Origin of the sequence: Roseateles sp. So40a (assembly GCF_048081605.1) — a bacterium.
GTDB lineage: Bacteria > Pseudomonadota > Gammaproteobacteria > Burkholderiales > Burkholderiaceae_C > Roseateles.
The window spans coordinates 4,786,522-4,810,347 of the sequence record NZ_CP182288.1; the positions used below are offsets into that span (position 1 = coordinate 4,786,522).

Annotated in this window: 26 protein-coding genes; 17 read left to right on the forward strand and 9 right to left on the reverse strand. The window is 64.6% G+C overall.

The features are described 5' to 3' along the window. Nucleotides 1-51: 51 nt before the first annotated feature. The 7 genes from arsH to ACNI65_RS21825 all read right to left on the reverse strand — a co-directional run bounded on the left by arsH (nucleotide 52) and on the right by ACNI65_RS21825 (nucleotide 5,768). Nucleotides 52-774, reverse strand: a complete 723-nt coding sequence (arsH, locus tag ACNI65_RS21795) for an arsenical resistance protein ArsH (protein ID WP_416759342.1) — start codon at nucleotides 772-774, stop codon at nucleotides 52-54. Continuing rightward, nucleotides 767-1,846 (reverse strand): ACR3 family arsenite efflux transporter, encoded by a 1,080-nt coding sequence (arsB, locus tag ACNI65_RS21800; RefSeq protein WP_416759344.1) that lies wholly within the window; start codon nucleotides 1,844-1,846, stop codon nucleotides 767-769. The genes arsH and arsB overlap by 8 nt, the downstream gene beginning before the upstream one ends. Before the next feature lie 9 nt (nucleotides 1,847-1,855). Further along, nucleotides 1,856-2,344, reverse strand: coding sequence for an arsenate reductase ArsC (locus ACNI65_RS21805; RefSeq protein ID WP_416759345.1), 489 nt, complete (start codon nucleotides 2,342-2,344; stop codon nucleotides 1,856-1,858). A 3-nt stretch (nucleotides 2,345-2,347) separates the two neighbouring features. Further along, the gene (locus ACNI65_RS21810; RefSeq protein WP_416759346.1) at nucleotides 2,348-2,842 is read right to left on the reverse strand and encodes an arsenate reductase ArsC; all 495 of its coding nucleotides are present in this window, start codon (nucleotides 2,840-2,842) and stop codon (nucleotides 2,348-2,350) included. A 12-nt stretch (nucleotides 2,843-2,854) separates the two neighbouring features. Further along, nucleotides 2,855-3,181, reverse strand: coding sequence for an ArsR/SmtB family transcription factor (locus ACNI65_RS21815; protein WP_416759348.1), 327 nt, complete (start codon nucleotides 3,179-3,181; stop codon nucleotides 2,855-2,857). Nucleotides 3,182-3,669: 488 nt separating this feature from the next. Next, nucleotides 3,670-5,031 carry a heavy metal sensor histidine kinase gene (locus ACNI65_RS21820; protein WP_416759350.1) on the reverse strand — a complete coding sequence of 454 codons (1,362 nt, stop codon included), beginning with the start codon at nucleotides 5,029-5,031 and terminating at the stop codon, nucleotides 3,670-3,672. A 56-nt stretch (nucleotides 5,032-5,087) separates the two neighbouring features. After that, the gene (locus tag ACNI65_RS21825) at nucleotides 5,088-5,768 is read right to left on the reverse strand and encodes a heavy metal response regulator transcription factor (RefSeq protein ID WP_416759351.1); all 681 of its coding nucleotides are present in this window, start codon (nucleotides 5,766-5,768) and stop codon (nucleotides 5,088-5,090) included. A 157-nt stretch (nucleotides 5,769-5,925) separates the two neighbouring features. On the opposite strand from ACNI65_RS21825, the gene ACNI65_RS21830 reads away from it, so the two are divergent. From ACNI65_RS21830 to ACNI65_RS21870, 9 genes are all read left to right on the forward strand, one after another. Further along, nucleotides 5,926-6,261, forward strand: a complete 336-nt coding sequence (locus tag ACNI65_RS21830) for a copper-binding protein (RefSeq protein WP_416759353.1) — start codon at nucleotides 5,926-5,928, stop codon at nucleotides 6,259-6,261. A 116-nt stretch (nucleotides 6,262-6,377) separates the two neighbouring features. Then, the gene (locus ACNI65_RS21835; protein ID WP_416759354.1) at nucleotides 6,378-6,854 is read left to right on the forward strand and encodes a hypothetical protein; all 477 of its coding nucleotides are present in this window, start codon (nucleotides 6,378-6,380) and stop codon (nucleotides 6,852-6,854) included. 145 nt (nucleotides 6,855-6,999) lie between these two features. Continuing rightward, the gene (locus tag ACNI65_RS21840) at nucleotides 7,000-7,560 is read left to right on the forward strand and encodes a hypothetical protein (protein ID WP_416759355.1); all 561 of its coding nucleotides are present in this window, start codon (nucleotides 7,000-7,002) and stop codon (nucleotides 7,558-7,560) included. 17 nt (nucleotides 7,561-7,577) lie between these two features. After that, nucleotides 7,578-9,020, forward strand: coding sequence for a TolC family protein (locus ACNI65_RS21845; protein ID WP_416759356.1), 1,443 nt, complete (start codon nucleotides 7,578-7,580; stop codon nucleotides 9,018-9,020). A 17-nt stretch (nucleotides 9,021-9,037) separates the two neighbouring features. Beyond that, complete coding sequence (locus tag ACNI65_RS21850) at nucleotides 9,038-10,450, forward strand: multicopper oxidase family protein (protein ID WP_416759357.1); 1,413 nt, start codon at nucleotides 9,038-9,040, stop codon at nucleotides 10,448-10,450. A 53-nt stretch (nucleotides 10,451-10,503) separates the two neighbouring features. Further along, nucleotides 10,504-11,049, forward strand: a complete 546-nt coding sequence (locus ACNI65_RS21855; protein WP_416759359.1) for a cupredoxin domain-containing protein — start codon at nucleotides 10,504-10,506, stop codon at nucleotides 11,047-11,049. Nucleotides 11,050-11,056: 7 nt separating this feature from the next. After that, nucleotides 11,057-11,539 (forward strand): DUF411 domain-containing protein, encoded by a 483-nt coding sequence (locus tag ACNI65_RS21860; RefSeq protein WP_416759360.1) that lies wholly within the window; start codon nucleotides 11,057-11,059, stop codon nucleotides 11,537-11,539. Between the two features lie 14 nt (nucleotides 11,540-11,553). Continuing rightward, entirely contained in the window at nucleotides 11,554-11,913 is a 360-nt protein-coding gene (locus ACNI65_RS21865) for a copper-binding protein (protein ID WP_416759361.1), read from the forward strand. Then, nucleotides 11,910-12,293 (forward strand): hypothetical protein, encoded by a 384-nt coding sequence (locus ACNI65_RS21870; RefSeq protein ID WP_416759362.1) that lies wholly within the window; start codon nucleotides 11,910-11,912, stop codon nucleotides 12,291-12,293. The genes ACNI65_RS21865 and ACNI65_RS21870 overlap by 4 nt, the downstream gene beginning before the upstream one ends. Before the next feature lie 292 nt (nucleotides 12,294-12,585). Here the strand turns inward: ACNI65_RS21870 and ACNI65_RS21875 are convergent, their stop codons facing one another. Next, complete coding sequence (locus ACNI65_RS21875; protein ID WP_416763709.1) at nucleotides 12,586-12,744, reverse strand: hypothetical protein; 159 nt, start codon at nucleotides 12,742-12,744, stop codon at nucleotides 12,586-12,588. Here ACNI65_RS21875 and ACNI65_RS21880 point away from each other — a divergent pair. The 3 genes from ACNI65_RS21880 to ACNI65_RS21890 all read left to right on the forward strand — a co-directional run bounded on the left by ACNI65_RS21880 (nucleotide 12,692) and on the right by ACNI65_RS21890 (nucleotide 15,888). Further along, nucleotides 12,692-12,865, forward strand: coding sequence for a four-helix bundle copper-binding protein (locus ACNI65_RS21880; RefSeq protein WP_416763680.1), 174 nt, complete (start codon nucleotides 12,692-12,694; stop codon nucleotides 12,863-12,865). The genes ACNI65_RS21875 and ACNI65_RS21880 overlap by 53 nt on opposite strands. Nucleotides 12,866-13,091: 226 nt before the next feature. Then, nucleotides 13,092-13,355, forward strand: a complete 264-nt coding sequence (locus ACNI65_RS21885; RefSeq protein WP_416759363.1) for a heavy-metal-associated domain-containing protein — start codon at nucleotides 13,092-13,094, stop codon at nucleotides 13,353-13,355. A 112-nt stretch (nucleotides 13,356-13,467) separates the two neighbouring features. Further along, nucleotides 13,468-15,888, forward strand: a complete 2,421-nt coding sequence (locus ACNI65_RS21890) for a copper-transporting P-type ATPase (RefSeq protein ID WP_416759364.1) — start codon at nucleotides 13,468-13,470, stop codon at nucleotides 15,886-15,888. A gap of 96 nt (nucleotides 15,889-15,984) precedes the next feature. On the opposite strand, the gene ACNI65_RS21895 is transcribed toward ACNI65_RS21890, so the two are convergent. Continuing rightward, nucleotides 15,985-16,689 (reverse strand): DUF4148 domain-containing protein, encoded by a 705-nt coding sequence (locus ACNI65_RS21895; RefSeq protein WP_416759365.1) that lies wholly within the window; start codon nucleotides 16,687-16,689, stop codon nucleotides 15,985-15,987. A gap of 165 nt (nucleotides 16,690-16,854) precedes the next feature. On the opposite strand from ACNI65_RS21895, the gene ACNI65_RS21900 reads away from it, so the two are divergent. The 5 genes from ACNI65_RS21900 to ACNI65_RS21920 all read left to right on the forward strand — a co-directional run bounded on the left by ACNI65_RS21900 (nucleotide 16,855) and on the right by ACNI65_RS21920 (nucleotide 23,821). After that, nucleotides 16,855-17,199: a DUF305 domain-containing protein gene (locus ACNI65_RS21900; RefSeq protein ID WP_416759366.1), complete on the forward strand. Its 345-nt coding sequence runs from the start codon at nucleotides 16,855-16,857 to the stop codon at nucleotides 17,197-17,199. A gap of 220 nt (nucleotides 17,200-17,419) precedes the next feature. Beyond that, a complete protein-coding gene (locus ACNI65_RS21905; RefSeq protein WP_416759367.1) occupies nucleotides 17,420-17,803 on the forward strand; it encodes a hypothetical protein in 384 nt (127 codons plus the stop codon). 53 nt (nucleotides 17,804-17,856) lie between these two features. Next, nucleotides 17,857-19,113, forward strand: a complete 1,257-nt coding sequence (locus ACNI65_RS21910) for a TolC family protein (protein WP_416763681.1) — start codon at nucleotides 17,857-17,859, stop codon at nucleotides 19,111-19,113. Beyond that, the gene (locus ACNI65_RS21915; protein WP_416759369.1) at nucleotides 19,110-20,645 is read left to right on the forward strand and encodes an efflux RND transporter periplasmic adaptor subunit; all 1,536 of its coding nucleotides are present in this window, start codon (nucleotides 19,110-19,112) and stop codon (nucleotides 20,643-20,645) included. Before ACNI65_RS21910 ends, ACNI65_RS21915 begins: the two co-directional genes overlap by 4 nt. Continuing rightward, a complete protein-coding gene (locus ACNI65_RS21920; protein WP_416759370.1) occupies nucleotides 20,642-23,821 on the forward strand; it encodes an efflux RND transporter permease subunit in 3,180 nt (1,059 codons plus the stop codon). The genes ACNI65_RS21915 and ACNI65_RS21920 overlap by 4 nt, the downstream gene beginning before the upstream one ends. Nucleotides 23,822-23,826 lie beyond the last annotated feature (5 nt).

The following is a 23,826-nucleotide window of genomic DNA, read 5'->3' on the forward strand; positions in this document are numbered from 1 at the left end:
GCTCGACGGACAGGCTTTGGAGAGATCGGGGCCGCAGCCCCGCACTCGCGCTCAAATGGCGCTCTGATTGACCCGTTCGGACAGCTTCTCCGCCGTCTCCTTGCGCTCGCTGTACCGATCGACTAGGTAGTCGCCGTGATCGCGCGTCAGCAGCGTGAACTTGAACAGCTCTTCCATCACGTCGACCACGCGGTCGTAGTACGAGGACGGCTTCATGCGTCCCTCCTCGGTGAACTCCGCGAAAGCCTTGGCGACGGACGACTGGTTCGGGATGGTCAGCATCCGCATCCAACGGCCGAGCACGCGCATCTGGTTCACCGCGTTGAAGCTCTGCGAGCCGCCCGAGACCTGCATCACCGCCAGCGTCTTGCCCTGCGTCGGACGCACGGCGCCCGACGTGAGCGGGATCCAGTCGATCTGCGACTTCATCACGCCGGTCATCGCGCCGTGGCGCTCGGGGGAGCACCACACCATGCCTTCGGACCAGTCGGCCAACTTGCGCAGTTCCTGGACCTTGGAATGGGTGTCGGCCGCATCGTCGGGCAGCGGCAAACCGGACGGATCGAAGATCTTCACCTCGCCGCCCATGGCCTCCAGCAGCCGTGCCGCTTCAAAGGTCAGGAGACGGCTGTAGGACCGGACACGCAGCGACCCATACAGCATCAGGAATCGCGGACGATGTTTCGACGGCTCGCGCACCGTCAGCCGCTGCTGATCCGGCACATCGAAAAGGTCGGACTGCAGTGCCGGGAAAGTCGGATCGAGCTCAAGCACGTTGCGCTCCTTGTTCGTACCAGGCTTGCGAGCGGTTCACGATGGCGACGACTGCGAGCATCACCGGCACTTCGATCAGCACGCCGACCACGGTGGCCAAGGCGGCGCCGGATTGGAAGCCGAAGAGGCTGATGGCGGTGGCCACGGCCAGCTCGAAGAAGTTGCTCGCGCCGATCAGCGCCGACGGACCGGCGACGCAGTGCTGAACGCCCATCCTGCGGTTGAGCCAATAGGCCAGGCCCGAGTTCAGCACGACCTGGATGAGGATGGGCACGGCCAGCAAGGCGATGACCAACGGTTGCTCGATGATGCGATCGCCCTGGAAGGCGAACAGCAGCACGAGCGTCAGCAGCAGCGCAGCAATCGAAAGCGGGCCCAGCTTGGTGGCGACTACCTGGAAGTGCGCGGCACCAGGCTTGAGTAGCTGTCCGCGCCACAGCTGGGACAGGATGACTGGCACGACGATGTAGAGGCCGACCGAGGTCATCAACGTGTCCCACGGCACCGTGATCGAGGACAGGCCCAGCAACAGCGCGACGATGGGTGCGAAGGCGACGATCATGATCGCGTCGTTGAGAGCCACCTGCGACAGCGTGAAGTACGGATCTCCCTTGCAGAGCTGGCTCCACACGAAGACCATGGCCGTGCACGGCGCCGCAGCAAGCAGGATGAGCCCGGCGATGTAGCTGTCGAGTTGATCGGCCGGAAGCCACGCGGCGAACAGGTGGCGGACGAAGATCCAGCCGAGCAGCGCCATCGAGAAGGGCTTCACCGCCCAATTGATGAACAGCGTGACGCCGATGCCCCTGGCGTGCGCCTTGACCTGGCCGAGCGCCGCGAAGTCGATCTTCAGCAGCATCGGAACGATCATGACCCAGATGAGCAGGCCTACAGGAATGTTGACCTGGGCCACTTCGAGGGAGGCGACCGCCTTGAATACGCCGGGAAAGAACTGACCCAGCGCGACGCCCACGACGATGCACAGGGCTACCCAGACGCTGAGGTAGCGTTCGAAGAAGCTGATGGCCGGCTTGGCCGCGGCGGCGACGGGCTTGAGAGTTGCGGTAGTCATGGCCGGACGTCAGGACTTCGAGATGGCATCGAGCGCGCGCTGGAGCTCGGCGTTGGACATGGTCTCCAGCGGCAGTTGTGCCAGCTGGAGCATTCGGTACCCGATGGCCTGCCGCGTGAGCTCGAAGGCCTGCGGCTTGTCCGCCTCGGGCGCATTCGACGGGTCGGCGTAGCCCCAATGAACCTTGACGGGGCTGCCGGGCCAGTAGGGACACTGCTCAGCCGCGGCGCTGTCGCACACGGTGATGACAACGCGCATCTCGGGCGCGCCATCGGTGACGAACTCGTCCCAGCTCTTGCTGCGATAGGCGCTCGTGTCGATGCCTGCGTCGCCCAGCGCTTGGAGGGCATAGGGATTGATGCGCCCGCTCGGCGCGCTACCGGCGCTGAAGGCCTTGATGTCTTTGCCCAGACGCTGGGCCCAATGGTTCAGCATGCCCTCGCTCAGCACGCTTCGCGCCGAGTTGTGGGTGCACAGGATGAGAACGTTGGTGGTCATGGCTCAGCGGGTCCCGATGTCTTTGACTTCCTTGTGGATGGCCATGGCGTCCAGGCTCTGCAGCGGCAAGGACATCATCAGTTCGAGGCGGCGCTTCATCGTGACCGCCGCGGCGCGGAAGGCTTGCTGCTTCGTGTCTTCGCTGCCCTCGACAGCCGCAGGGTCCGGCATGCCCCAATGCGCGGTCAGCGGCTGGCCGGGCCACACCGGGCAAACCTCGCCAGCGGCCTGGTCGCAGACGGTGAACACGAAATCCATCTCGGGAGCGCCCGGCTGAGCGAACTCCTCCCAGCTCTTGCTACGGAACCCGTCCGTGGGGATGCCCAGTTGGCTGAGCTCCTTGAGGGCCAGCGGATGGACTGCGCCCTTGGGGTGGCTGCCTGCCGAATACGCCTGGAAGCGGCCATTCCCCAGGTGGTTGAGCAAGCCCTCGGCGAGGACGGACCGTGCAGAGTTGCCCGTGCAGATGAACAGCACGTTGTAGACCGTCGATGTCATGCCAGTTTCCTTTCAGCAGTCGCAGTTGGTCGATGTGGGTTCCACGGCGCAGGCGGTGCCCTGGCAGCAGTTTTCGGTGAGGTAGGCCAGGAGCGCGTTCATCTGCGGGTACACGGCGCGATAGATCACATGCCGGCCCGATTGCTCCGAGGTGACGAGTCCTGCTTCGCTGAGGTCCTTCAGATGGAAGCCCAGCTTGGCGTAGGCCACCCCCAGCATCTCGACGAGGGCGCCCGGTGTGAGGCCGTCCTCTCCCGCGACGACCAGTGCGCGAAATGCGTCGAGACGAATCGGATGCGCCAGCGCGCCGAGGCCAGCAAGGGCTGTTGTCTTGTCCATGGCAATAATTACAACAAAACTTGTAATTATCCGCAAGGTCCCGGCCTTGAAGAAATCAATGAGGCCGCTACACTCCGCGCCCTCCCTGCTCGGCCGCTTTGCCCATCGCCCGGGAACCTCTCTCGTAAACACATGGCCAGCCAGGCGAAGCCCTCACTCTTGCAACGCATTCCTAAGGCCGACGCCTACTCCAACTATGACTACGCTGCGGCTCCGCTGGCTGGGGCGCGCCAATGGGTGGATCTGAAGGAAGATATGAAACATGAGGGTGGCGCGACGTGAACTCAGCGCTTCGCCACATCGATGCGCCTCAGGATGCGCTGAATTCCAAGAATGAACGCGCACTCGCCGCTAGCGAAAAAGCTGGGGCCGATAAGCATGGACCATCTGATGAGCGATTAGCGGGCGCTTCCCGAGAAGCCCAGGTGTGGCAGGACTTAATGTCTCCGACGCCGTGATGATCGTCGTAGGCTCTCCTCCCGAGAGGTTCAGGCGCTGGGGGCAGAGGCTCGCTGATTTGGCCATTCAAGGCCTACAGCGGTCCAGCCATTCTGTGATCCGGCGAAAACGCGCCCGCCATGCATGACTGCGATGGCCCTGACGATGGCCAAACCCAGCCCGTGATGGCTGCCCGACTTTTCACGCGCGGGATCGCCTCGCACGAAGCGATCGAAGAGTCGCGGCAGCAGTTCCGGAGCAAGGGCGGGCCCCGGATTCCGCACGGACACACTCACGGCGTTTGATTCAAGCATCTTCAACTCGATGATGATCGCCTCGCCGCGCGGCGTGTACCGGGCCGCGTTGCCGACAAGATTCACAAGCGCCCGCCGAATCAGACCGGCGTTGCCCTGGACCTTGGCATTGCCTTCGATGCGCAACCGAACGCCTTGCTCTTCGAGCATGGGTTCGAAGTACTCGGCGATGTGCTCTGCCTGTGCTCGAAGATCGAGCGGATCGAGGCGATCGGCGAGCTGCCCTTGATCAGCCTTGGACAGGAACAACATGTCATTGACGAGGCTGGAGAGTTCCCGCAGAACTTCCAGGTTCGTTCCCAACACTTCGCGCAGTTCAGCTGCAGGACGATCTCGAATCAGCGCTACTTCGGTGCTGCTTATCATGGTGGCCAGCGGCGTGCGTAGTTCATGCGCGACGTCTGCGCTGAAGCCTTCCAGTTGACCGTAGGCCGCCTCGACACGGCCAAGCGCGCTGTTGAACGCGTGAACCAACTCCTGCACCTCTGCAGTGTTGACCGGCGATAGTCGTGAAGAGAGCGACCGCGGGTTGAGCGCCGCCGCCTCCTCTGAAAGCTGACGTACCGGACGAAGCGATCTGCGCGCGACCCACGCGGAGATCAAGACGATCAGCGCAACGCCCACACCACACACAATTGCGAGGCGGTTGCCATAGCGACGCAACATCGCTTCCTGATCGCGAGCGTCAATCGCGACGATCAACGCCTGATGTCCAAGTACCGGGTGGGCCGGGATGGACACTTGCCGCGCCTGCATCACAAGCCCGTCCTCCCGAACGACTTCGAGCTGATTGGCCGTCTTCGCAAGGACTGGCGGCTGACTTCCACCATAGAGGCTGCGGCCGTTTTCTCCCACCAGCCAGATGCGCATCTGTCCATGCCCGATCAATACGTCGTTGAGGTGATGCGTCAGCGCCGGCACATCTGCGGGACTGCGCACTTCCTCCAACAGATGCTCGACCACGTCGATCTTGCCCTCAAGGTCATGCTCCCGGGCCCGCTCGATCTCGCGCTTGAGACCGCTGTGAAGAAGGAGTGCGACTGCGACGAAAACGGCAACGGCCAGCAAAGTCATTGCAAGCGTCAGCCGCTGAGCCATCGACCGCAAGGGACTTCGCGGCCACGAGGGGGCGAGCAGTGAGAGATGGTCTCGCCTCAACCGCGATCCTCCAGCACATACCCCATGCCGCGGACCGTGTGCAGCAAGGGCTTGTCGAAACCCTCATCAAGTTTCACCCGCAACCGACGTACCGCGACATCAATCGCGTTGGTCTCGCTATCGAAATTCAGATCCCAGACCTGCTCTGCGAGCACCGTTCGGGAAAGGACTTCGCCGTGGCGCCGCAGCATGACGGACAACAGGGTGAACTCCTTGGGCGAAAGATCCAGACGCTTGCCCGCCCGCGTCACCTTGCGTCGGGACAGATCGACCTCTAGGTCCCCCAAGCGCAGCGAGGTCAAGGGTTGGGAGGCATGCGTGGCGCCGCGGCGAAGAAGCGCTTCGATGCGAGCGAGAAGCTCAGTGAAGGCGAAGGGCTTGATCAGGTAATCGTCCGCGCCAACCTTGAGACCATGCACCCGGTCTTCCACCTTGTCGCGCGCTGTGAGCATCAGCACCGGCGTGGACTTGTCCTCCCTTAGCCGGCGCAGGACCTCGAACCCGTCAATGCCAGGCAGCATCACATCAAGTACGACGAGGTCGTACTGACCTTCGACGGACAAATGCTGCCCATCAATCCCGTCGCCGGCCAAATCCACCACATAGCCGCTTTCCGTGAGGCCCTTCTTGAGGTAACTGGCCAAGCGGGCCTCGTCCTCGATCACTAAGATTCTCATGACCAAAGTGTGACGCAGGACGGCCTTCCGCACGAGGACAGCCACATTACCGGTCTGTCATGTTCCTGTCCCCGCGCCGTGGGGACAGGGTTTGTACAGTCGCGCCCAAGCTACTTGCGAACGCCCTGCAGGTAGCTCTTCCTTCAGGAGCTACGTCATGAGTCTGCGCACCCTTGTGGTCTCGATCGCCTTGGCCGGCGCCGCGTCTGTCGCACCGTGGGTCGCGGTGGCGGCCAACGAGGTGGTCAGCGGCACTGCGACCAAGGCATCGTCAAGCAGCAGCTTCGCCCAGGGCGAGGTCAAAAGGATCGATGCTGGCCAAGGCAAGTTGACGCTCAAGCATGGCCCCATCGAGAACCTTGGCATGCCGGGCATGACGATGGTTTTTCGGGCTGACGCGTCGGTCCTGGCGCAGCTCCAGGTCGGCGACCAGATCAGGTTCAAGGCTGACAAAGTGGATGGAACGATCCAGATCACGGAGCTGCAAAAGTGAGTGGTTTCCCTGAGTCTTGCCGCACCGATTCCGAGCGCTACACCGCCTTGTAGAACCTCCCGGTTCACCGATTGCCCCACTTTCACAACTGGCCTTTGCGCCCCTACACTGACGCCATGACCCTGTTGGTCCGAACCGTCTTCGTTTGCTTGCTTGCCGTCGCCATCCCCTTGCAGGGTGCGGTGGCTGCGGCCATGCGCTGCTGCGGAATGGAACACCATCAAGTTGACACCGCGCTCGACGAGGAGCACGCGGGCCACGACCATCATGACCAATCCGCCCCTTCGGACGTCCTGGATGAGCACTTGCAAGACGGTCACGGTCATGCGCAGCCAAGAGTTCACGGAGTTGATTCCAGCGCCGCGCACAACCACGGGCTTTCGCACGGGGACCTGAAGCAGTCCGGGGCAGCCAAGGCCTCGGCCAAATGCAACGTCTGCGCGTCCTGCTGTGGCGCCGCCGCGCTGCCGTCGCGCGCCGCAACCGTGATCCAAGTCGCGACCGAAAAGGATCGCTACTGCGCGTCGGTCGCTCCTGACGCGGAGTTCACGACAAGCGGCCCTGAGCGGCCCCCACGAACCTCCTTCCTCTGACGACGTTCGCCGTATGCGACGCCGGGTCCGCTCGTCTTGAGCGCGGACCCCGGTTGAACGCGTCGAGTTGAGCTGCTATGCCTTCGGACCTGTTCGAGGCGTGGCGAGTCTGTCCTACCCCAGGACGGCGTTCACGAGGAATGACATGTTTTCCCGAACTACCCTTGGCGCGTGGGCACTGGCCCTTGCGACGCCCGCATTCGCCCAACATCCGGGCCACGGCACCGCGCTCAATACAGTGCCTGCCCGATCGACTCCCAAGTCGCAGGCCGCGGTGTCGGCATTTGCACTTGGTCAAGGCGCCGGCACTGGAGAAGCGGCGCCAGGCACAGCCGCAAACGACCTACGCCACCTCCCAACTTTCGAGAGCTACCGCCGGTTCGCCGACGAACCGATTCAATCCTGGAAGGCCGCCAACGACCGGGTGGGCCAGATCGGGGGCTGGCGCGCCTACGCCAAGGAGGCCTCGGGCGTGTCGGAGCAGCAGTCTCCCGATCGTCAAGGGCATGCCGGTCATGAAGCGAAGCCGGAGCAGCCGAGTGCGAACTCGCCGCGTCCGAACACTGCCACGGCGACAAATGCCTCGCAGCAGACCGAGATGGCAATACCGCCAGCCAACGCTGCGGGTCGCGCACCCGCCAAGGCAGCGCAGCCAGCCGCCGCGCCTGCAAGCCAGGCCGGAGGCAGCCATCCCCAATATCACTGAACTACTGGAGACCGTGCATGAATAGCCGGCACAGCCGCGTCCCGCGGCGCACTACCTGGGCGGTCGTTCCGCTAGCCGCAACGTTGCTGGCCGGTTGCGCCAGCACCGCCATCGACAGCAACTTCAATGACGTGCAGCTCCTTGCGCAGAGCCGACTCGGCGCCGAAGTGAAATGGCTGCGCTCGCCTGAGGCTCGCGAGCAGGCCTCCAAGGAAGTGCAGTCGATCTTGGCCCAGCCCCTCAGCGCCGACGACGCAGTACGTCTTGCGCTGGCCTACAGCCCGGCGCTGCAGGCCACGCTCTACGACAGCGCGGCTGCGTCCGCCGCGGCCGCTCAAGGTGCCAGGCTACCCAACCCGGTGTTCACCTTCGAGCGCCTGGTGCGAGGACAAGGGGCCGATCGAGACCTCGACATCGGTCGGTCGCTGGGCATCTCCGTTTTCGACCTCTTGCTGCTGCCAAGCCGCATGCGGATCGCCAACTTCCAACAGCAGCAGATCCAACTGCGACTCGCCGGCGACGTCGTTCAGGCAGCCACTGACGCCAGGCAGAACTGGGTCCGCGCAGTTGCCGCACAGCAGCAGGTCCAGTACGCAGAGCAGGTCAAGGCCGCGGCCGACGCAAGCGCTGAACTCGCTCGACGCATGCAGGCCGTGGGCAACTTCAGCAGGCTCCAGCGCGCCAGGGAGCAGGCATTTGCCGCTGAGGCGGTGGCACAACTGGCCCGTGCGCGGCAAAGCGCGCAAAGCAGCCGCGAAGCGCTTGTGCGCACTCTGGGGCTGGATGCCGCGCAGGCGCGCCAGCTCAAGCTGCCGGAGCGACTGCCGGACCTGCCCAAAACTCCGCGCGATGAGGCCCAGGTCGCGCAGCAGGCAATCGAGCAGCGACTCGACGTGCGCATGGCGCAGGCCGATCTTCGAGCGACGGCCCGTGAACTTGGACTCAGTCGCGTGACCAGCGTCATCAACGGACTCCATGTCGCAGCAGTGCGCAACCGCGAGACCGGCGAGCCGCCGCAAAGAGGGTTTGAGCTTGAACTGCCGATTCCGCTGTTCGATTTTGGCGACGCGGTCCGTGCGCGTTCGCAGGCCACCTACATGGCCGCGGTCAATCGCACCGCGCAGTTGGCCGTGGACGCGACCTCGCAAGTGCGCGAGACCTACGGTGCCTATCGAACCTCATTCGACGTTGCCCGGCATTACATGGACGAAGTGGTGCCGCTGCGCAAAACCATCTCGGAAGAGAACCAGCTTCGCTACAACGGCATGTTGATCGGGGTGTTCGAGCTCATAGCCGACGCGCGCGACCAGGTCGCCAGCGTCAACCAAGCACTGGAAGCGCAGCGCGACTTCTGGTTGGCAGATGCGGCGCTTCAAGCCACCTTGATCGGCAAGCCCGCAGGACCCATCGCCTTCCAATCTCCCTCCGCTGCCCCGACCGGCGGCGACGCAGGCCACTGATTTCCACGGAGAGTTCCATGACAAACAGCCGACGCCGATTTCTGGCGGGAACCGCGGCCGCGGGCGCCGCCCTGGCGGCCTCGACCGTGAGCAAAGTGGCGATGGCCGCCTTGCCCGAGCCGGTCTATCAATCCAACCCCTTGTCCGCCGCACCGCTTCATCCCACAACGGGCCGTCCCTACAACCCGATGGTGACGCTCAACGGCTGGAGCTTGCCCTGGCGCATGAATAACGGCGTCAAGGAGTTCCACCTCGTGGCCGAGCCTGTGGTGCGAGAGTTCGCTCCCGGGATGAAGGCTCACCTCTGGGGCTACAACGGTAGCTCGCCGGGGCCGACCATCGAGCTCGTGGAAGGCGACAAGGTTCGCTTGTTTGTGACCAACAAGTTGCCCGAGCACACGACGATTCACTGGCATGGCGTGCGGCTTCCTAACGGCATGGACGGCGTGGGCGGACTCACGCAGCCGCACATTCAGCCGGGTAAGACTTTCGTGTACGAGTTCGTCGTGCGGCGAAGCGGCACCTTCATGTACCACCCGCATGCTGACGAAATGGTGCAGATGGCCATGGGGATGTACGGCATGTTCATCGTGCATCCAAAAGAGCCGAAGTTCATGCCGGTCGATCGCGACTACGGCTTCATCTTGACGGCCTTCGACATCGAGCCGGGCAGTTACACCCCGCGGGTGAGCGAGATGACCGACTTCAATCTGTGGACCTTCAACTCGCGCGTCTTCCCGGGAATCGACCCGATGGTGGCACGCCAAGGTGAGCGCGTGCGCATCCGCGTGGGCAACCTCACGATGACAAACCATCCCATCCACCTGCACGGACATGAATTCGTGGTCGCGGGGACCGACGGCGGCTGGACTCGAGACAGTGCCCGCTGGGAAGAGGTGACCACGGATGTGGCTGTCGGTCAGATGCGTGCTATCGAGTTCGTCGCTAACGAACCGGGGGACTGGGCGTTCCATTGCCACAAGAGTCACCACACGATGAATGCCATGGGCCACGGTCTGCCCAACATGATCGGCGTCGACCACACCGGCATCGTCAAGCAGGTCAACAACCTCATCCCTGACTACATGGCCATGGGCGAGCGAGGGATGGCCGACATGGCGGAAATGGAGATGCCGATTCCCGACAACACGCTGCCCATGATGACTGGGCAAGGCCCGTTCGGCCCCGTGGAAATGGGCGGCATGTTCACCGTGCTGAAGGTGCGCGCCGACCAAAAGCGTGGCGACTTCAAGGATCCGGGCTGGTACCAGCATCCCAAGGGCGAGGTGGCGTACGAGTTCACCGGTGCACTGCCCGAGCCGGCGCGATCGTTCAGCGCTGGCGGCCAGTCCATGCCACTGGCGCGCAAACCGGCGAGCAACGTCGAAATGCGCGTGCGCAAGCCCAGCGGCGGGCACGACAACCACTGACTGCCAATCTCACTCTCAACTCCCAAGCAAAAAACGTTCTAGAAGGAAGCATCATGAAAATCAAACACACATTCGTGGCGACTCTCGTCGCCATTGCCACCAGCGCGGCATTTGCCTCTGGCAACCACGCCGGCACACACGCGCATGGCGATGAAGACAGTGCCATCGGCAAGCCCGGCAAGGCACAACAGGTCACGCGCACCGTCAACGTGGACATGACCGACAACATGCGCTTCACGCCTGCCAGCATTGACGTCAAGCAAGGCGAGACGATCCGCTTCAAGGTCAAAAACTCCGGTCAGGTCAAACACGAATTCGTGCTGGGCACCGAGCAGGAGCTCAAGGAACACTACCAGGTCATGCTCAAGAACCCGGAGATGGAGCATGAAGATCCCCAGATGATCACCTTGGCTGGCGGGAAAACCGGTGAGGTGATCTGGCAGTTCACGAAGGCTGGCAAGGTCGACTTTGCATGTCTGCAGCCCGGTCACTACGACGCGGGCATGAAGGGGGCGGTCACGGTCGCGAAGTCGGGCTCCAAGGCGGCCTCTAACAAGCCCGGGTCTAAGGCGGACGGACACGCGGACCACGCGCACTGACCGAGCCATGACCAGTTTCGTGAACCGCCGGGACGTCGTATGGGCCGGTCTTGGCTTGACGCTCGCAGCGGCTGGCTCTGCCGTCGCCCGGACGTCGCCGGCTGCCGTGTCCTTGGAAGTCTGGAAGTCGCCCGAGTGCGGCTGCTGCAAAGCCTGGCTCTCACATTTGCAAGCACAGGGACTGAACGTCGGCGCGGTGCACAACACTGGCAACACCGACGTGCGCAAGTCCATTGGCATCCCCTTGGCACTCGGCTCTTGTCACACCGCCCGCATCGATGGTTACGCGATCGAAGGGCACGTACCGGCCAGAGAGATCAAGCGGCTGCTCAAGGAGCGTCCCGCCGCAGTCGGGCTGGCCGTGCCCGGCATGCCGCTGGGCAGCCCCGGAATGGATGGCCCGGATTTTGACAACCAGACACAGCCCTACGACGTATTGCTCGTTCTCAAGGACGGCACCACCCGCGTTCTCCAGTCCTATCACCGTTGACCAAAGGAGCTCTCATGAAGTCCAACTCTGTGCGCTGCACCCTGACCGCGCTGGCACTGATGGCCGCCAGCTGGGCCCACGCAGCAGGAGATCAAGCCCTGCAACAGCCGCCCCTGTCCGCCTCGGCGCAGGCCTCGACGGCCGACGCGTCGGCCATGACCGACGGCGAAGTCCGGCGCATCGACGCTGCCAACAAAAAGATCACCCTCAAGCACGGCGAGATCAAGAACCTTGAGATGCCGCCCATGACCATGGTGTTCCAGGTCGAGGACGCATCCGCGCTAGAGAAATTGAAGGTGGGCGACAAGGTGCGCTTCGCCGCCGAGAAGCGCGCGGGCGCCCTGGTCGTCACGCGCATCGAGGCCGCCAAGTGAGGCCGCGCTGGGCCGTCATTGCCTTCGCCGTGATCTCGGTCCTGGCCACGTCAGCGCACGCAGACCTTGTTGACGTGCCGTGGCAGGCGGACGCAACGGCGCAGGGCGAGTGGCAGATCGCCCCGGGCAAGTTTGCCGAGTGGTGCACTCAGTTGCGTCCAGGGGAGAAAGTCCAGTGGCGGTTCGACGCCGACGCGCCGTTGAACTTCAACGTGCACTACCACGAGGGAAAAGAGGTGCGCTTTCCCGCCAAACAGGATGCGGCGAGCAAGTCCGAAGGTTTACTCGACGTTCCCAGCGATCAGCACTACTGCTGGATGTGGTCCAACAAGTCCAAGGCAGCTGTGACAGCGCGCGCGACGCTGCGAAAGGTCCCTTGAGCCACCCCGGCGGCGCCGCGCAACAAACCACGATGTAGATCACGTCACTGCGACAGCACATCTTGCAAACACCTTTGCCTGACTTGCCCCGTTGAGGCAGGCAGGCAGGGGCGTGCGCGTTTTTCGGCTTGATTCGGAGCGGTCCGGTGGAACTCAACCGCGCGTCGCCGGGTGCGTGATTTGCTCGCTGAATTGGCCGAATCGCCGGCGAACATATGGAGCGAAAGATCATGGCTCATCAGGAATTCGACTTGTGCATCGACGCGTGCGACGACTGCGCGGCTGCGTGCAATCACTGCGCCAGCGCCTGTGTCCAAGAGACGGACGTGAACGCGATGTCACGCTGCATCGCGCTCGACATTGACTGCGCCGCGATCTGCCAGCTCGCGTCGGCCGCGATGGCTCGCAACAGCGAGCACGCCGGCTCGATCTGCAAGCTTTGCGCGGACATCTGCGAAGCATGCGCAAAGGAATGTGGGCAGCACGAGATGGACCATTGCGCGGCCTGCGCGCGGGCGTGTCGGCGTTGCGCCGACGAGTGTCGTCGCATGGCTGAAGCGGCCAGCGCATAGGCCGGCGCATCGGTCAGAGCACAGGCCAGAGGGACCGCGCTCCTGGGCAGGGGGCCATCGGTAGCGCCCATACCGTGTCTGTTGCGAGGAACTCTGAACGTTCTCGAGCGAACCCGGGAATGCGCAAGTTCTGGGTAGGGACTACCAGAAAGTGCTGGACCTTCCCACGGTGGGAGGCTTCAAAGTGGCACTTGGCGGAACGTTCCGGTCTGATAGGGAATAGCCCATGCATGAGTTTGAAGTCCCCGACATGAGCTGCCGCAGTTGCGCCGGCAAGATCAGCAAGGCGATCAGGGAGGTGGATCCCCAGGCGCAGGTGGACGTGGACCTGGCTTCCAAGCGCGTGCGAGTCGACTCGACCGGGACGGCGCCGGAGGAGCTCAGCGCGGCCATCGCTCAGGTGGGATACACCCCCAGTGTGCAGACACAAGTCACGCTGAGGGCCGGCGCCGAGGGCAACGGCATCAGCTGCTGCGGCGGTTGCCGATAGCCGCATTGCCATTGGTAGTGCGAGCCAGAGGTTGCGCGAGGCCGTCGCCTGCCTGTAAGGCTGTGGCGCGATGCATCCACACCGTCATGTCCCAACAAGCGGAAGCAGAAAAATGAGCGAAGACGCCAGCGATCAAGCTTCGGGTTACCGTCACGCGCAGACCGCGCCAAGTGGCGCCTCAGCTGTGCCTCAGTTCACCTGCCCCATGCACCCCGAGGTCCATCAAGATGGTCCCGGGCGCTGCCCGAGGTGCGGCATGCAGCTGATCCAGACAGCCGGCGACAACGGCCAGAACCTTGCACCCGCAGGAACGTATCAGGGATCGGGCCATCGCTGCTCCAATCTCGCTTCATCTGACTTTGAGCCGTCAGCGCAGGCCTCAGCTCCAGGCTTGCCCGCACAGGCCTCGATGATCTACACCTGCCCCATGCATCCGGAAGTCCGGCAGGATCACCCGGGTAGCTGCCCGAAGTGCGGCATGACCTTGGAGCCCCTCATTCCTGAGGCCGCTCAAGACGATGACAACCCTGAACTTCGCGACTTCGCGCGACGCTTTTGGTGGACCTTGCCGCTGACCGCGACCGTGACGGTCCTGGCCATGGCCGGTCATCGAGTGGGGTGGCTCTCACCGGCCAGGCAGAGCTGGGTGGAACTTGCGCTGTCGTTGCCAATCGTTCTTTGGGCGGGTTGGCCGTTCTTGGTGCGGTGCGTACAGTCGGTGAAGCTGCGCAGCCCCAACATGTGGACCTTGATCGGCCTGGGGATCGGCGCCGCCTTTGCCTACAGCATCGTCGCCACGATGGTGCCCCATGTATTCCCATCGAGCTTTATGGCTCATGGCCGCATTGGCGTGTATTTCGAGGCCGCGGCGGTGATCATTTCGCTGACTCTGCTCGGCCAGATGCTGGAACTGCGCGCGCGCTCGCAGACCTCCGCGGCGATCAAGTCGCTGCTCGGCCTCGCTCCCAAAACCGCCAGACGAATCGATTCAGATGGCAGTGAGGAGGATGTACCGCTGACCCAGGTGCATGTGGGGGATCGCCTGCGCATCCGACGTGGCGAGAAGGTGCCGGTGGATGGCGTCGTCGAGGAGGGACAAAGCGCGATCGATGAATCGATGTTGACGGGTGAACCTGTACCTGTGACCAAGCGGGTTGGAGATCGGGTGATCGGCGCGACCATCAACACGTCAGGCGCGCTGATCATGCGATCGGAGCGTGTCGGGTCCCAGACGATGCTTTCTCAGATAGTACAGATGGTCGCCCAGGCCCAGCGCTCCAGAGCACCTATGCAGCGGATGGCAGACCAGGTCGCTGGCTGGTTTGTGCTGGCTGTCATCGCAGTGGCGCTGCTGTCGTTCCTCGCTTGGGGGCTGCTGGGTGGGGAGCAAGGATGGCAGTACGGCTTGATCAACGCGGTCAGTGTGCTGATCATTGCTTGCCCGTGCGCGTTGGGCTTGGCCACGCCGATGTCCATCATGGTGGCCACGGGGAAGGCGGCCACTCAAGGAATCTTGTTCCGGGACGCCTCTGCCATTGAACATCTGCGACGCGTGGACACGATGGTGGTCGACAAGACCGGCACGTTGACCGAAGGTCGACCGGTCTTCGAGCAGGTCATAGCGGTTCCCGGCCAAACCCAAGCGGAGGTGTTGCGCTTGGCCGCAAGCTTGGATCAGGGCAGCGAGCACCCGCTGGCCCAAGCGATCGTTGAAGCCGCGCGGGCTCAGCAGCTGGAGCTCGTAGCCGCCACGAACTTCGAGTCATCGACTGGCATCGGGGTGCGCGGCCAAGTCGCTGACCAACGCTTGTCGCTTGGCAACACGGCATTGATGGCACAGGACGGTGTTGATGTGAGCCCGCTGCGCAAGTCTGCTGAAGTGCTTCGGGCCCATGGCAGCAGCGTGATGTACCTGGCCGGCAACCAAGTGCTGATGGGTTTGCTGGCCGTCTCTGATCCCATCAAGCAAAGCACACCCGAAGCGCTACGTTCATTGCATGCGGCAGGTATGCGGGTCGTGATGGCAACCGGTGATGGTCTCACAACGGCGCTGGCAGTCGCGCGCGAATTGGGAATCGACGAGGTGCACGGCGAAGTGCAGCCCGCAGACAAGCTTGCGCTTGTGCAGCGTCTGCAAGATGAAGGTCGCGTCGTGGGCATGGCGGGAGACGGCATCAACGACGCTCCAGCGCTAGCAAAGGCCGATGTGGGCGTGGCCATGGGTACGGGCACCGACGTGGCCATGAACAGCGCGCAGTTGACGCTGGTCAAGGGAGATCTGCGCGGCATCGCTCGGGCCAAGGAGATCTCAGACGCGACAGTGACCAACATGCGTCAGAACCTGGGTTTCGCCTTTTTCTACAACGCGTTGGGCGTTCCTTTGGCCGCAGGTGTCCTGTATCCCTTCACGGGCTGGCTTCTGTCGCCGATGATCGCGGCGCTCGCCATGAGCTTGTCTTCGGTCAGCGTGGTATTCAATTCCCTGCGCCTGCGACAGGCCGCGCCAGCGCAGGAGAATGATCGACTTCAGTGAAGATACGCAGCCTTGCAAGCCTGAGCGAGCTGGTGCGCGACCAACCTCGGGCCGGTCGCCACCCATGCCAACACCCCGGCACAAGACGCTTGCCGTTCAGTAGCCGCGGTTGGTGTTCATGCGTCGAAGGGTGCCGTTCTCACGAGCCACACGCAACTCTTCCAGGACTTCTGCGCGACTGAGTCCTCCAGCTGCCAGCGCCTCGAACTGCAATGCGCTGCTTTGCGTCTGCGCCGCCGACGTCGACAGACCTTCCTTCGATGGGACGCGGCGGGCCGGCGCCGGTTCGAACTCAGGGGCATAGCCGCTCTCGCTATTCATTTTGGCCAGCGAGCCATCTTCCCTGGCGCGCTGGAGTTCGTCGATCACCTCGGCGCGAGTCCGGCCGCCTCCGGCGGCAGGTGCGTCGAACTGCAGCGGTGCCATCTGGCCAGCCGCAGCGGCGTTGGATGCCTTGGCGCGCACGGCTTGGCGACCGTTGGTTTCAAACTCCGGGGCGTAGCCTGCTTCGCTGTTGATCTTGGCCAACGAGCCGTCGGCTCGCGCCCGTTGCAGCTCGGCAATGACGTCCGCCCGCGTCTTGGTCGACGGCATGAGGTGGTAAGAACCTCCCGATTCGCTGTTGCTTTGCGTGGAGCCACTGTCGGCGAGCGCCGGGGTAGCCATCGCAACGAGCGCTGCAGCGGCAGCCAATGCGAAGGGGGTGACGATGCGGGACATGATGAACTCCTGTAGGTTTGTCTCACGAGCGCCCCCTTGGCAGGCGGCGCTCGGGGCCTTGGCGTCGAGATTGATCGCCATGGAATCACTGTAGAAATCTGGCAGCCACAAAGGCCTGTCGAGACCATTACGAAGCTGTCATGGACTGGCATGCGCCCTAGCATTGGGATTGCCTCTTGCCCTTGAGAGCCAGCCATTTCACATCGTGATCGGGCTGGTCCTTCAACCTTTTCGCAGGAGCGCCTCATGAACTCAATCCACGTTTTTCGCAAGCTCGGTCTCATCGCGATCGCCGCCGCCTTGAGCGCCGCTGCCGCTTTTGCGCAGTCGTCGAACCCCGCTTCGGAACAACTCAAGAAGTCGATGGACGCGGGCATGCGATCGATGCAAGGGATGAAGCTCAGCGGTGATACCGACATGGACTTCGCCATGATGATGAAAATGCATCATCAACAGGCGCTTGAGATGGCGAAGGTTCAAGTCCAGCAAGGAAGATCTGCGCCCCTGAAGACGATGGCCCAGAAGATCATCGACGACCAGACAAAGGAGATCGCGCAGCTCGATGCTTGGATGCAGCAGCACCATCGGTGACCCAAGTCGGGAGAGCCCGGCCGACGAGGGCAAACAAGATGAGGCGCTCCAGCCACTCCGTGGGCAGACGTCCAGGCGTGCGCACCTGTTGGCCGGGCACGTTGAAGCGTGAACGGAAGAGAGTACGAGCCGTCCATGCGGCATCTGCACGCTGAGCTGAAGGGGCCCCATGGTGGGTCGCGTGCGGCCATGCAAAGGTTGCTACTACACTTAGACGATCATGCTTCTCCGCCTTGCCCACCGCCTGACCGTCACGTGCTACGTGGCGTTGTCGCTGCTGTTCTCGCAGCTGGCGTTGGCCAACTACGTCTGCCCGCAGGAGCAGGACATGGCGGCGATGGCCGAGATGGTGGCGTCCGGCACGCCGTGCGAAGGCATGGACATGGACCAGCCCGCGCTGTGCGCGGAGCACTCGTCCAACACGCCCCAGTCGTTCGAGCCCATCAAGCTGCCGACTCTCGCGCCGGCCCTAGTGGTGTCGATCCTGGAGCTGACCTTCGACGTCGGCGACGACGGCCGACTGACGGCTTCGGTGACGACGCCGGCCGAGGATCGACCTCCGCCCGATCCGCTTTTCCTTTCCACGCTCAGACTCCGAGTCTGATCAGCTCCGTCGATTGACCGGCGCCGGTGCGGCATATCCGCCACCCGGCCTTGATGTCGTTCGTCTTCGGAGCTCTTGTGAACCCAAGAATCACCCTGCGCGCCGCCGCCTTGGCTGCCGCATGGCTGCCCCTGCTTAGTCAGGGCGCCCCTCTCACGCTTGACCAGGCCATGAGACTGGCAGTCCAGCGATCGGAAGCCACCCGGTCCGCCCGGGCCGGCGTCGCAAGCGCGGTCGAGTCCGCGCGCGTCGCCGCCCAACTGCCGGATCCCGTGCTGCGCGCGGGCATCGACAACCTGCCCGTTTCTGGCAGCGACCGCTTCAGCGGCCGGGATTCGATGACCATGAAGCGTGTCGGCATCTCCCAGGAATGGCTGTCCGCCGGAAAACGCGCTGCGCGACAAGCCGTCGTGGATGCCGCAGTCCAACGCGAGGCCGCCGTCGCGCGGGCGTCGCAGACCGACGTACGCCTGCAGACCGGGCTGGCGTTCCTGGACGTCTACTTCGCGCGCTCTGCCTTGGACCTGGTGACGGAGGCGGAACATCACGCCCATGATGAGCTGGAGGCCGCCCGCGCGCGGCTCGCTTCGGCCACGGCGACCAGCCAGGAAGTGCTTGGACTGTCCGGTGCGCGCGGCATGGCGGAAGACGAGACCGCCGAGGCGCGTCAGCAATTGGAAGTGGCGCGTGTCGCGTTGACACGCTGGATCGGAGCTTCCGTCGATGACCTGGCCGCGCCGGAGGCGCTGCTGGCGCCCACCGAGTCCGCGTACGTTGCGAATCATCCTGCCGTCATCGCTGCGGAGCGGGATGTCGATCTGGCTCGCGCGGACACCGAGTCGGCGCGAACAAATCGCCACCCGAACTGGTCCTGGGAGGTGAGCTACGGACAGCGGTCGCGCTATCCGGACATGGTGTCGGTGGGCATCAGCATCCCGCTCGCAATTGCGCCGGCGCAACGCCAGGACCGCGAGCTCGCGGCCAAGCTCGCCCTCGCGGAGAAGGCTGAGGCACAGCTCGCGGAGACGACCCGCATGGCCACCGGCGAGTACCGCATGCTTGCCGCCGAAGCGGCGCGCCTGGCCGGACGCGTGGACCGCTATCGGACGGCGGTCGTCCTGCCGGCGCAGCAGCGCACCGCCGTGGCAATGGCCGCCTATCGTTCGAACCAGGTGCCGCTGACCACGCTCTTCGAATCGCGCCACGCCGAACTGGAGGCGCGGCGCAAGCTCCTTGCGCTCCAGCGCGATCTGGCCAGGGCGCAAGCGTCGCTCGCGTTCAAAGCCAGCCTCGAAGGAGACCGTCCATGAAGCGCGCAGCAATCGTTGTTTCGCTGGTGGCGATCGGCGTCGCGCTGGCGCTGGGTGGCTTCTACCTGGGACGAGCGGTCAACGGCTCCGCCCCCATGCACGATGGGCGACTCGCAGCGGCCTCTCCCGGCGAGAATGTTCGCAAGGTGCTGTACTGGCATGACCCCATGGTGCCGGGGCGCCGATTCGACAAGCCTGGCAAGTCCCCGTTCATGGACATGCAGCTGGTGCCGGTGTACGCCGACGAAGCCGCGGACGCCGGCGTCAAGATCGGCGCCACGGTGCAGCAGAACCTGGGCGTACGCACAGTCGCCGCGAAGATGGCCGACGTGTCGTCGTCGTTCGACGCGGTCGGCGCGGTGCAGTTCGATGAGAGGCTCAACGTCGCCGTGCAGACGCGCGTCGCGGGCTACGTCGAACGCCTGCTTGTGCGGGCGCCCATGTCCACGGTGCAAAAGGGGCAGCCGCTCGCCACGATCTTCGCGCCGGATTGGCTGGGACCCCTGAACGAACTGCTCGCGCTAAAGCGTGCCGGCGCCGCGCCGGAACTGATCGCAGCTGCACGGGATCGCCTGAAGGCGATGTCCATTCCCGAGACCTTGGTTCGGCACAGCGAGGAGGCAGGAACGGCCCAGGCGCGCTTCACCCTCGATGCGCCCGCGAGCGGCGTGGTGGCGGAGTTGGGCGTTCGCGAAGGTGTGGCGGTGGCGGCAGGAACCACGCTCTTTCGCATCGCCGGGCTGGAACGGGTGTGGGCTGTGGTCGAGGTGCCGGAGGTCCAGGCTGTCCACCTGGCTCGCGGCCAGAAGGTCAGCGTGACGCTGCAGTCCGACGCCGCACAGGTGTTCAACGGCGAACTGAAAGAGATCCTTCCGCAGGTCAATGCCGACACGCGCACGCTGCAGGCGCGCTTCGAGGTCGACAACCGGAGCGGGAAGCTGGTGCCCGGCATGCTGCTGCGCCTGCGGATCGCTGGCGCGACCGCATCACGGCTCGTTGTGCCCGCCGAGGCCGTGATCCGCACCGGAGCACGCGCCGTCGTCATCGTTCGCCAACAGGGCGGCACCTTCGAGCCGCGGGAGGTCAAGCTGGGGGTGGATCTGGGCAACGACGTCGAGGTCCTCGATGGGGTGCGTCCCGGTGAGGAGGTGGTGGCCAGCGGCCAGTTCCTCATCGATTCCGAGGCGAACTTGAAGTCCTCGCTGGGGACGATGAGCGCGGCGCCGGCCGTGCCTTCCGCCTCTATGGCGTCGATGGCTTCCGGCCCTGTCGCAACGCCGAAATCCGCTGTCGCCGCGACCACGTATCGCGCAGAGGGCACGATCGAGAGCATCGATGCCGACAGCATCACCCTGTCGCACGGCCCCGTGCCGGCCCTGAAGTGGCCTGGCATGACCATGGGCTTCAGTAAGCCTGATCCCCATGCCTTCGCCGACGTGAAGCCCGGCGACAAGGTCCGTATCGAGTTCAGGCAAGGCGGCCCCATGGAGTGGGAACTCGTGTCGGTGCGCAGGATCGGAGGCGCGCCATGATCGCCGCGCTCATCCGCTGGTCCATCGGCAACCGCTTCCTGGTGCTCATTGCCACCGCAATGCTGGTCGCCGCGGGCCTGTGGTCCGTCGCACGCACGCCGGTGGACGCCTTGCCCGACCTGTCGGACACACAGGTCATCGTGCGAACCAGCTACCCGGGCAAGCCGCCGCAGGTGGTCGAGGACCTGGTCACCTACCCGCTGACCACGACGATGCTCAGCGTCCCCGGCGCGAAGACCGTCCGCGGGTACAGCTTCTTCGGCGACTCCTTCGTCTACGTGCTCTTCGACGATCGGACCGACCCGTACTGGGCCCGATCCCGGGTGAGCGAGGCGCTCGGTCAGGTGCAGGGACGCTTGCCGCCGGGGGCCACCGCGGTGCTGGGTCCGGATGCGACCGGCGTGGGCTGGATCTACGAATACGCCCTGGTCGATCGCACGGGCGCGCACGACCTCGGGCAACTGCGCGCGCTCAACGACTGGTTCCTGAAGTTCGAGCTCAAGACGGTGCCGGACGTGGCCGAAGTGGCCAGCCTGGGCGGCATGGTCCGGCAGTACCAGGTCGTGCTCGATCCGGATCGGATGCGCGCGCTCGGCGTGACGCAGGAGGCCATCCTGGCCGCGCTGCGCAACGCCAATCAGGCGTCGGGCGGCTCCGTCGTGGAGATGGCGGAGAGCGAGTACATGGTGCGGTCGCGCGGCTTCCTGAAGTCGCTGGACGACTTCCGCGACATCCCGATCCGCGTCGCCCGGGCGACGCCGGTGATGCTGCGGGAGGTTGCTTTCGTGCAGGTCGGTCCCGAGATGCGCCGCGGCATCGCGGAGCTGGACGGCGAGGGCGAGGTCGCCGGCGGCGTGATCGTCATGCGCTCGGGGAAGAACGCCCGTACGACGATCGAGGCGGTCAAGGCCAGGATCGCCGCACTCAAGCCGGGTCTGCCGCCGGGTGTGGAGATCGTGGAGACCTACGACCGGTCGACCCTCATCGATCGCGCGGTCGACCATCTGCGCGACAAGCTCATCGAGGAGTTCATTGTCGTGGCGGTGGTCTGCGCGGTGTTCCTGTTCCACCTGCGCTCCGCGCTGGTCGCGGTCGTGACCTTGCCCGTGGGGGTGCTGACGGCCTTCATCGTGATGCATTGGCAGGGTCTGAGCGCCAACATCTTGAGCCTGGGCGGCGTGGCGATCGCGCTGGGCGCGATGGTCGACGCGAGCGTGGTGCTGGTCGAAGCCGCGCATAAGCATCTGGAGCACTTCGAGGCGCGACAGGGGCGGCCGGCCTGTATCGCCGAGCGCTGGGCGCTGATCACCGAGGCCGCCGTCGAGGTCGGCCCGGCGCTGTTCTTCTCGCTGCTGGTGATCACGCTGTCCTTCCTGCCGGTGTTCACGCTGGAGGCGCAGGAGGGGCGGCTGTTCTCGCCCCTGGCGCTGACCAAGACCTATGCGATGGCTGCGGCCGCCGGCCTGTCCGTGACGCTTGTGCCCGTGCTGATGGGCTATCTGATCCGGGGCCGCATCCCGAGGGAAACCGCCAATCCGATCAACCGGCTGCTCATCGCGATCTACCGGCCGGCGCTGGAGGCCGTGCTGCGATTCCCCAAGGCGACGCTGGTGGCGTCGGCGCTGGTGCTGGCGATGACGGCGGTGCCGCTGATGAGACTTGGCGGGGAGTTCATGCCGCCGCTGGATGAGGGCGATCTGCTGTACATGCCCTCGGCGCTGCCCGGGCTGTCCGCGTCCAAGGCGGCGGAACTGCTGCAGCAGACCGATCGGCTCATCAAGACGGTGCCCGAAGTGGAGCGTGTCTTCGGCAAGGCCGGTCGCGCGGACACCGCGACGGATCCGGCGCCGCTGGAGATGTTCGAGACGACGATCCGCTTCAAGCCGCGCGCGCAGTGGCGATCTGGCATGACGCCGGAAAAGCTCACCGAGGAACTGGACCGTGTCGTCAAGGTCCCCGGCTTGTCCAACGTCTGGGTGCCACCGATCCGCAACCGTATCGACATGCTGGCGACCGGCATCAAGAGCCCCGTCGGCATCAAGGTGTCCGGTCCCGACCTGGCCACGTTGGACCGGCTGACGACGCAGATCGAATCGGCCGTCAAGCCAGTGCCCGGCGTGTCGTCCGCGTTGGCGGAGCGGCTGACGGGCGGCCGCTACATCGATGTCGATGTCGATCGCGCGGCCGCGGCGCGGTATGGACTGTCCGTGGCCGCGGTGCAGGCCATCGTCTCGACAGCCATCGGCGGCGAGAACGTCGGCGAGGTGATCGCGGGACGCGAGCGGTACCCCATCAACGTTCGATACCCGCGAGAGATCCGGGATTCGCTGGAGCGACTGCGCCGGTTGCCGTTCGTGACAGACCAGGGCGCGACCGTGCTGCTGCAGGACGTGGCGCGCGTGACTGTCGAAGAGGGGCCGCCCATGCTGCGCAGCGAGAACGCCCGGCTGTCCGGCTGGGTGTACGTCGATGTCCGCGGACGGGACCTGCGCTCGGTGGTTCGCGACATGCAATCGGCAGTGACGCAGCGCCTGGCTCTGCCGGCGGGGTATGCGTTGTCATGGTCCGGTCAGTTCGAGTACCTGGAGCGCGCCACCGAACGGTTGAAGGTGGTGGTGCCGGCAACCTTGGTCGTGATCTTCGTGCTGCTCTACCTCCTGTTCCGCTCGGCGGGTGACGCGCTGCTCGTGATGGCGGCGGTGCCGCTGTCGCTCGTGGGCGGCTTCTGGCTGGTGTGGGCGCTCGGCCATGCGGTGTCCGTAGCCACCGCCGTGGGCTTCATCGCCTTGGCCGGCCTGGCGGCGGAGTTCGGCGTGGTCATGCTGGTCTACCTCAAGAACGCGCATGCGCAGCGCTTGGCGGCGGGCGAGCCGGACGACGATGCCACGCTGCTCGCGGCAATCCGCGAAGGCGCCGTCCTGCGCGTGCGACCCAAGGCGATGACCGTCGCCGTGGTGATGGCGGGACTGCTGCCCATCCTGCTCGGCAGCGGGACGGGATCCGAAGTCATGGGGCGCATCGCCGCGCCGATGGTGGGCGGCATGGTCACGGCACCGCTGCTCAGCATGCTCGTCGTTCCGGCCGCCTGGTACCTGCTACGGCGTCGACGCACCGCGGCGCCGCAAGTCTCCGACTCGCCTCCCATCGTTTCACCTGTCCAACCCACGCAACTCTGAAGGAG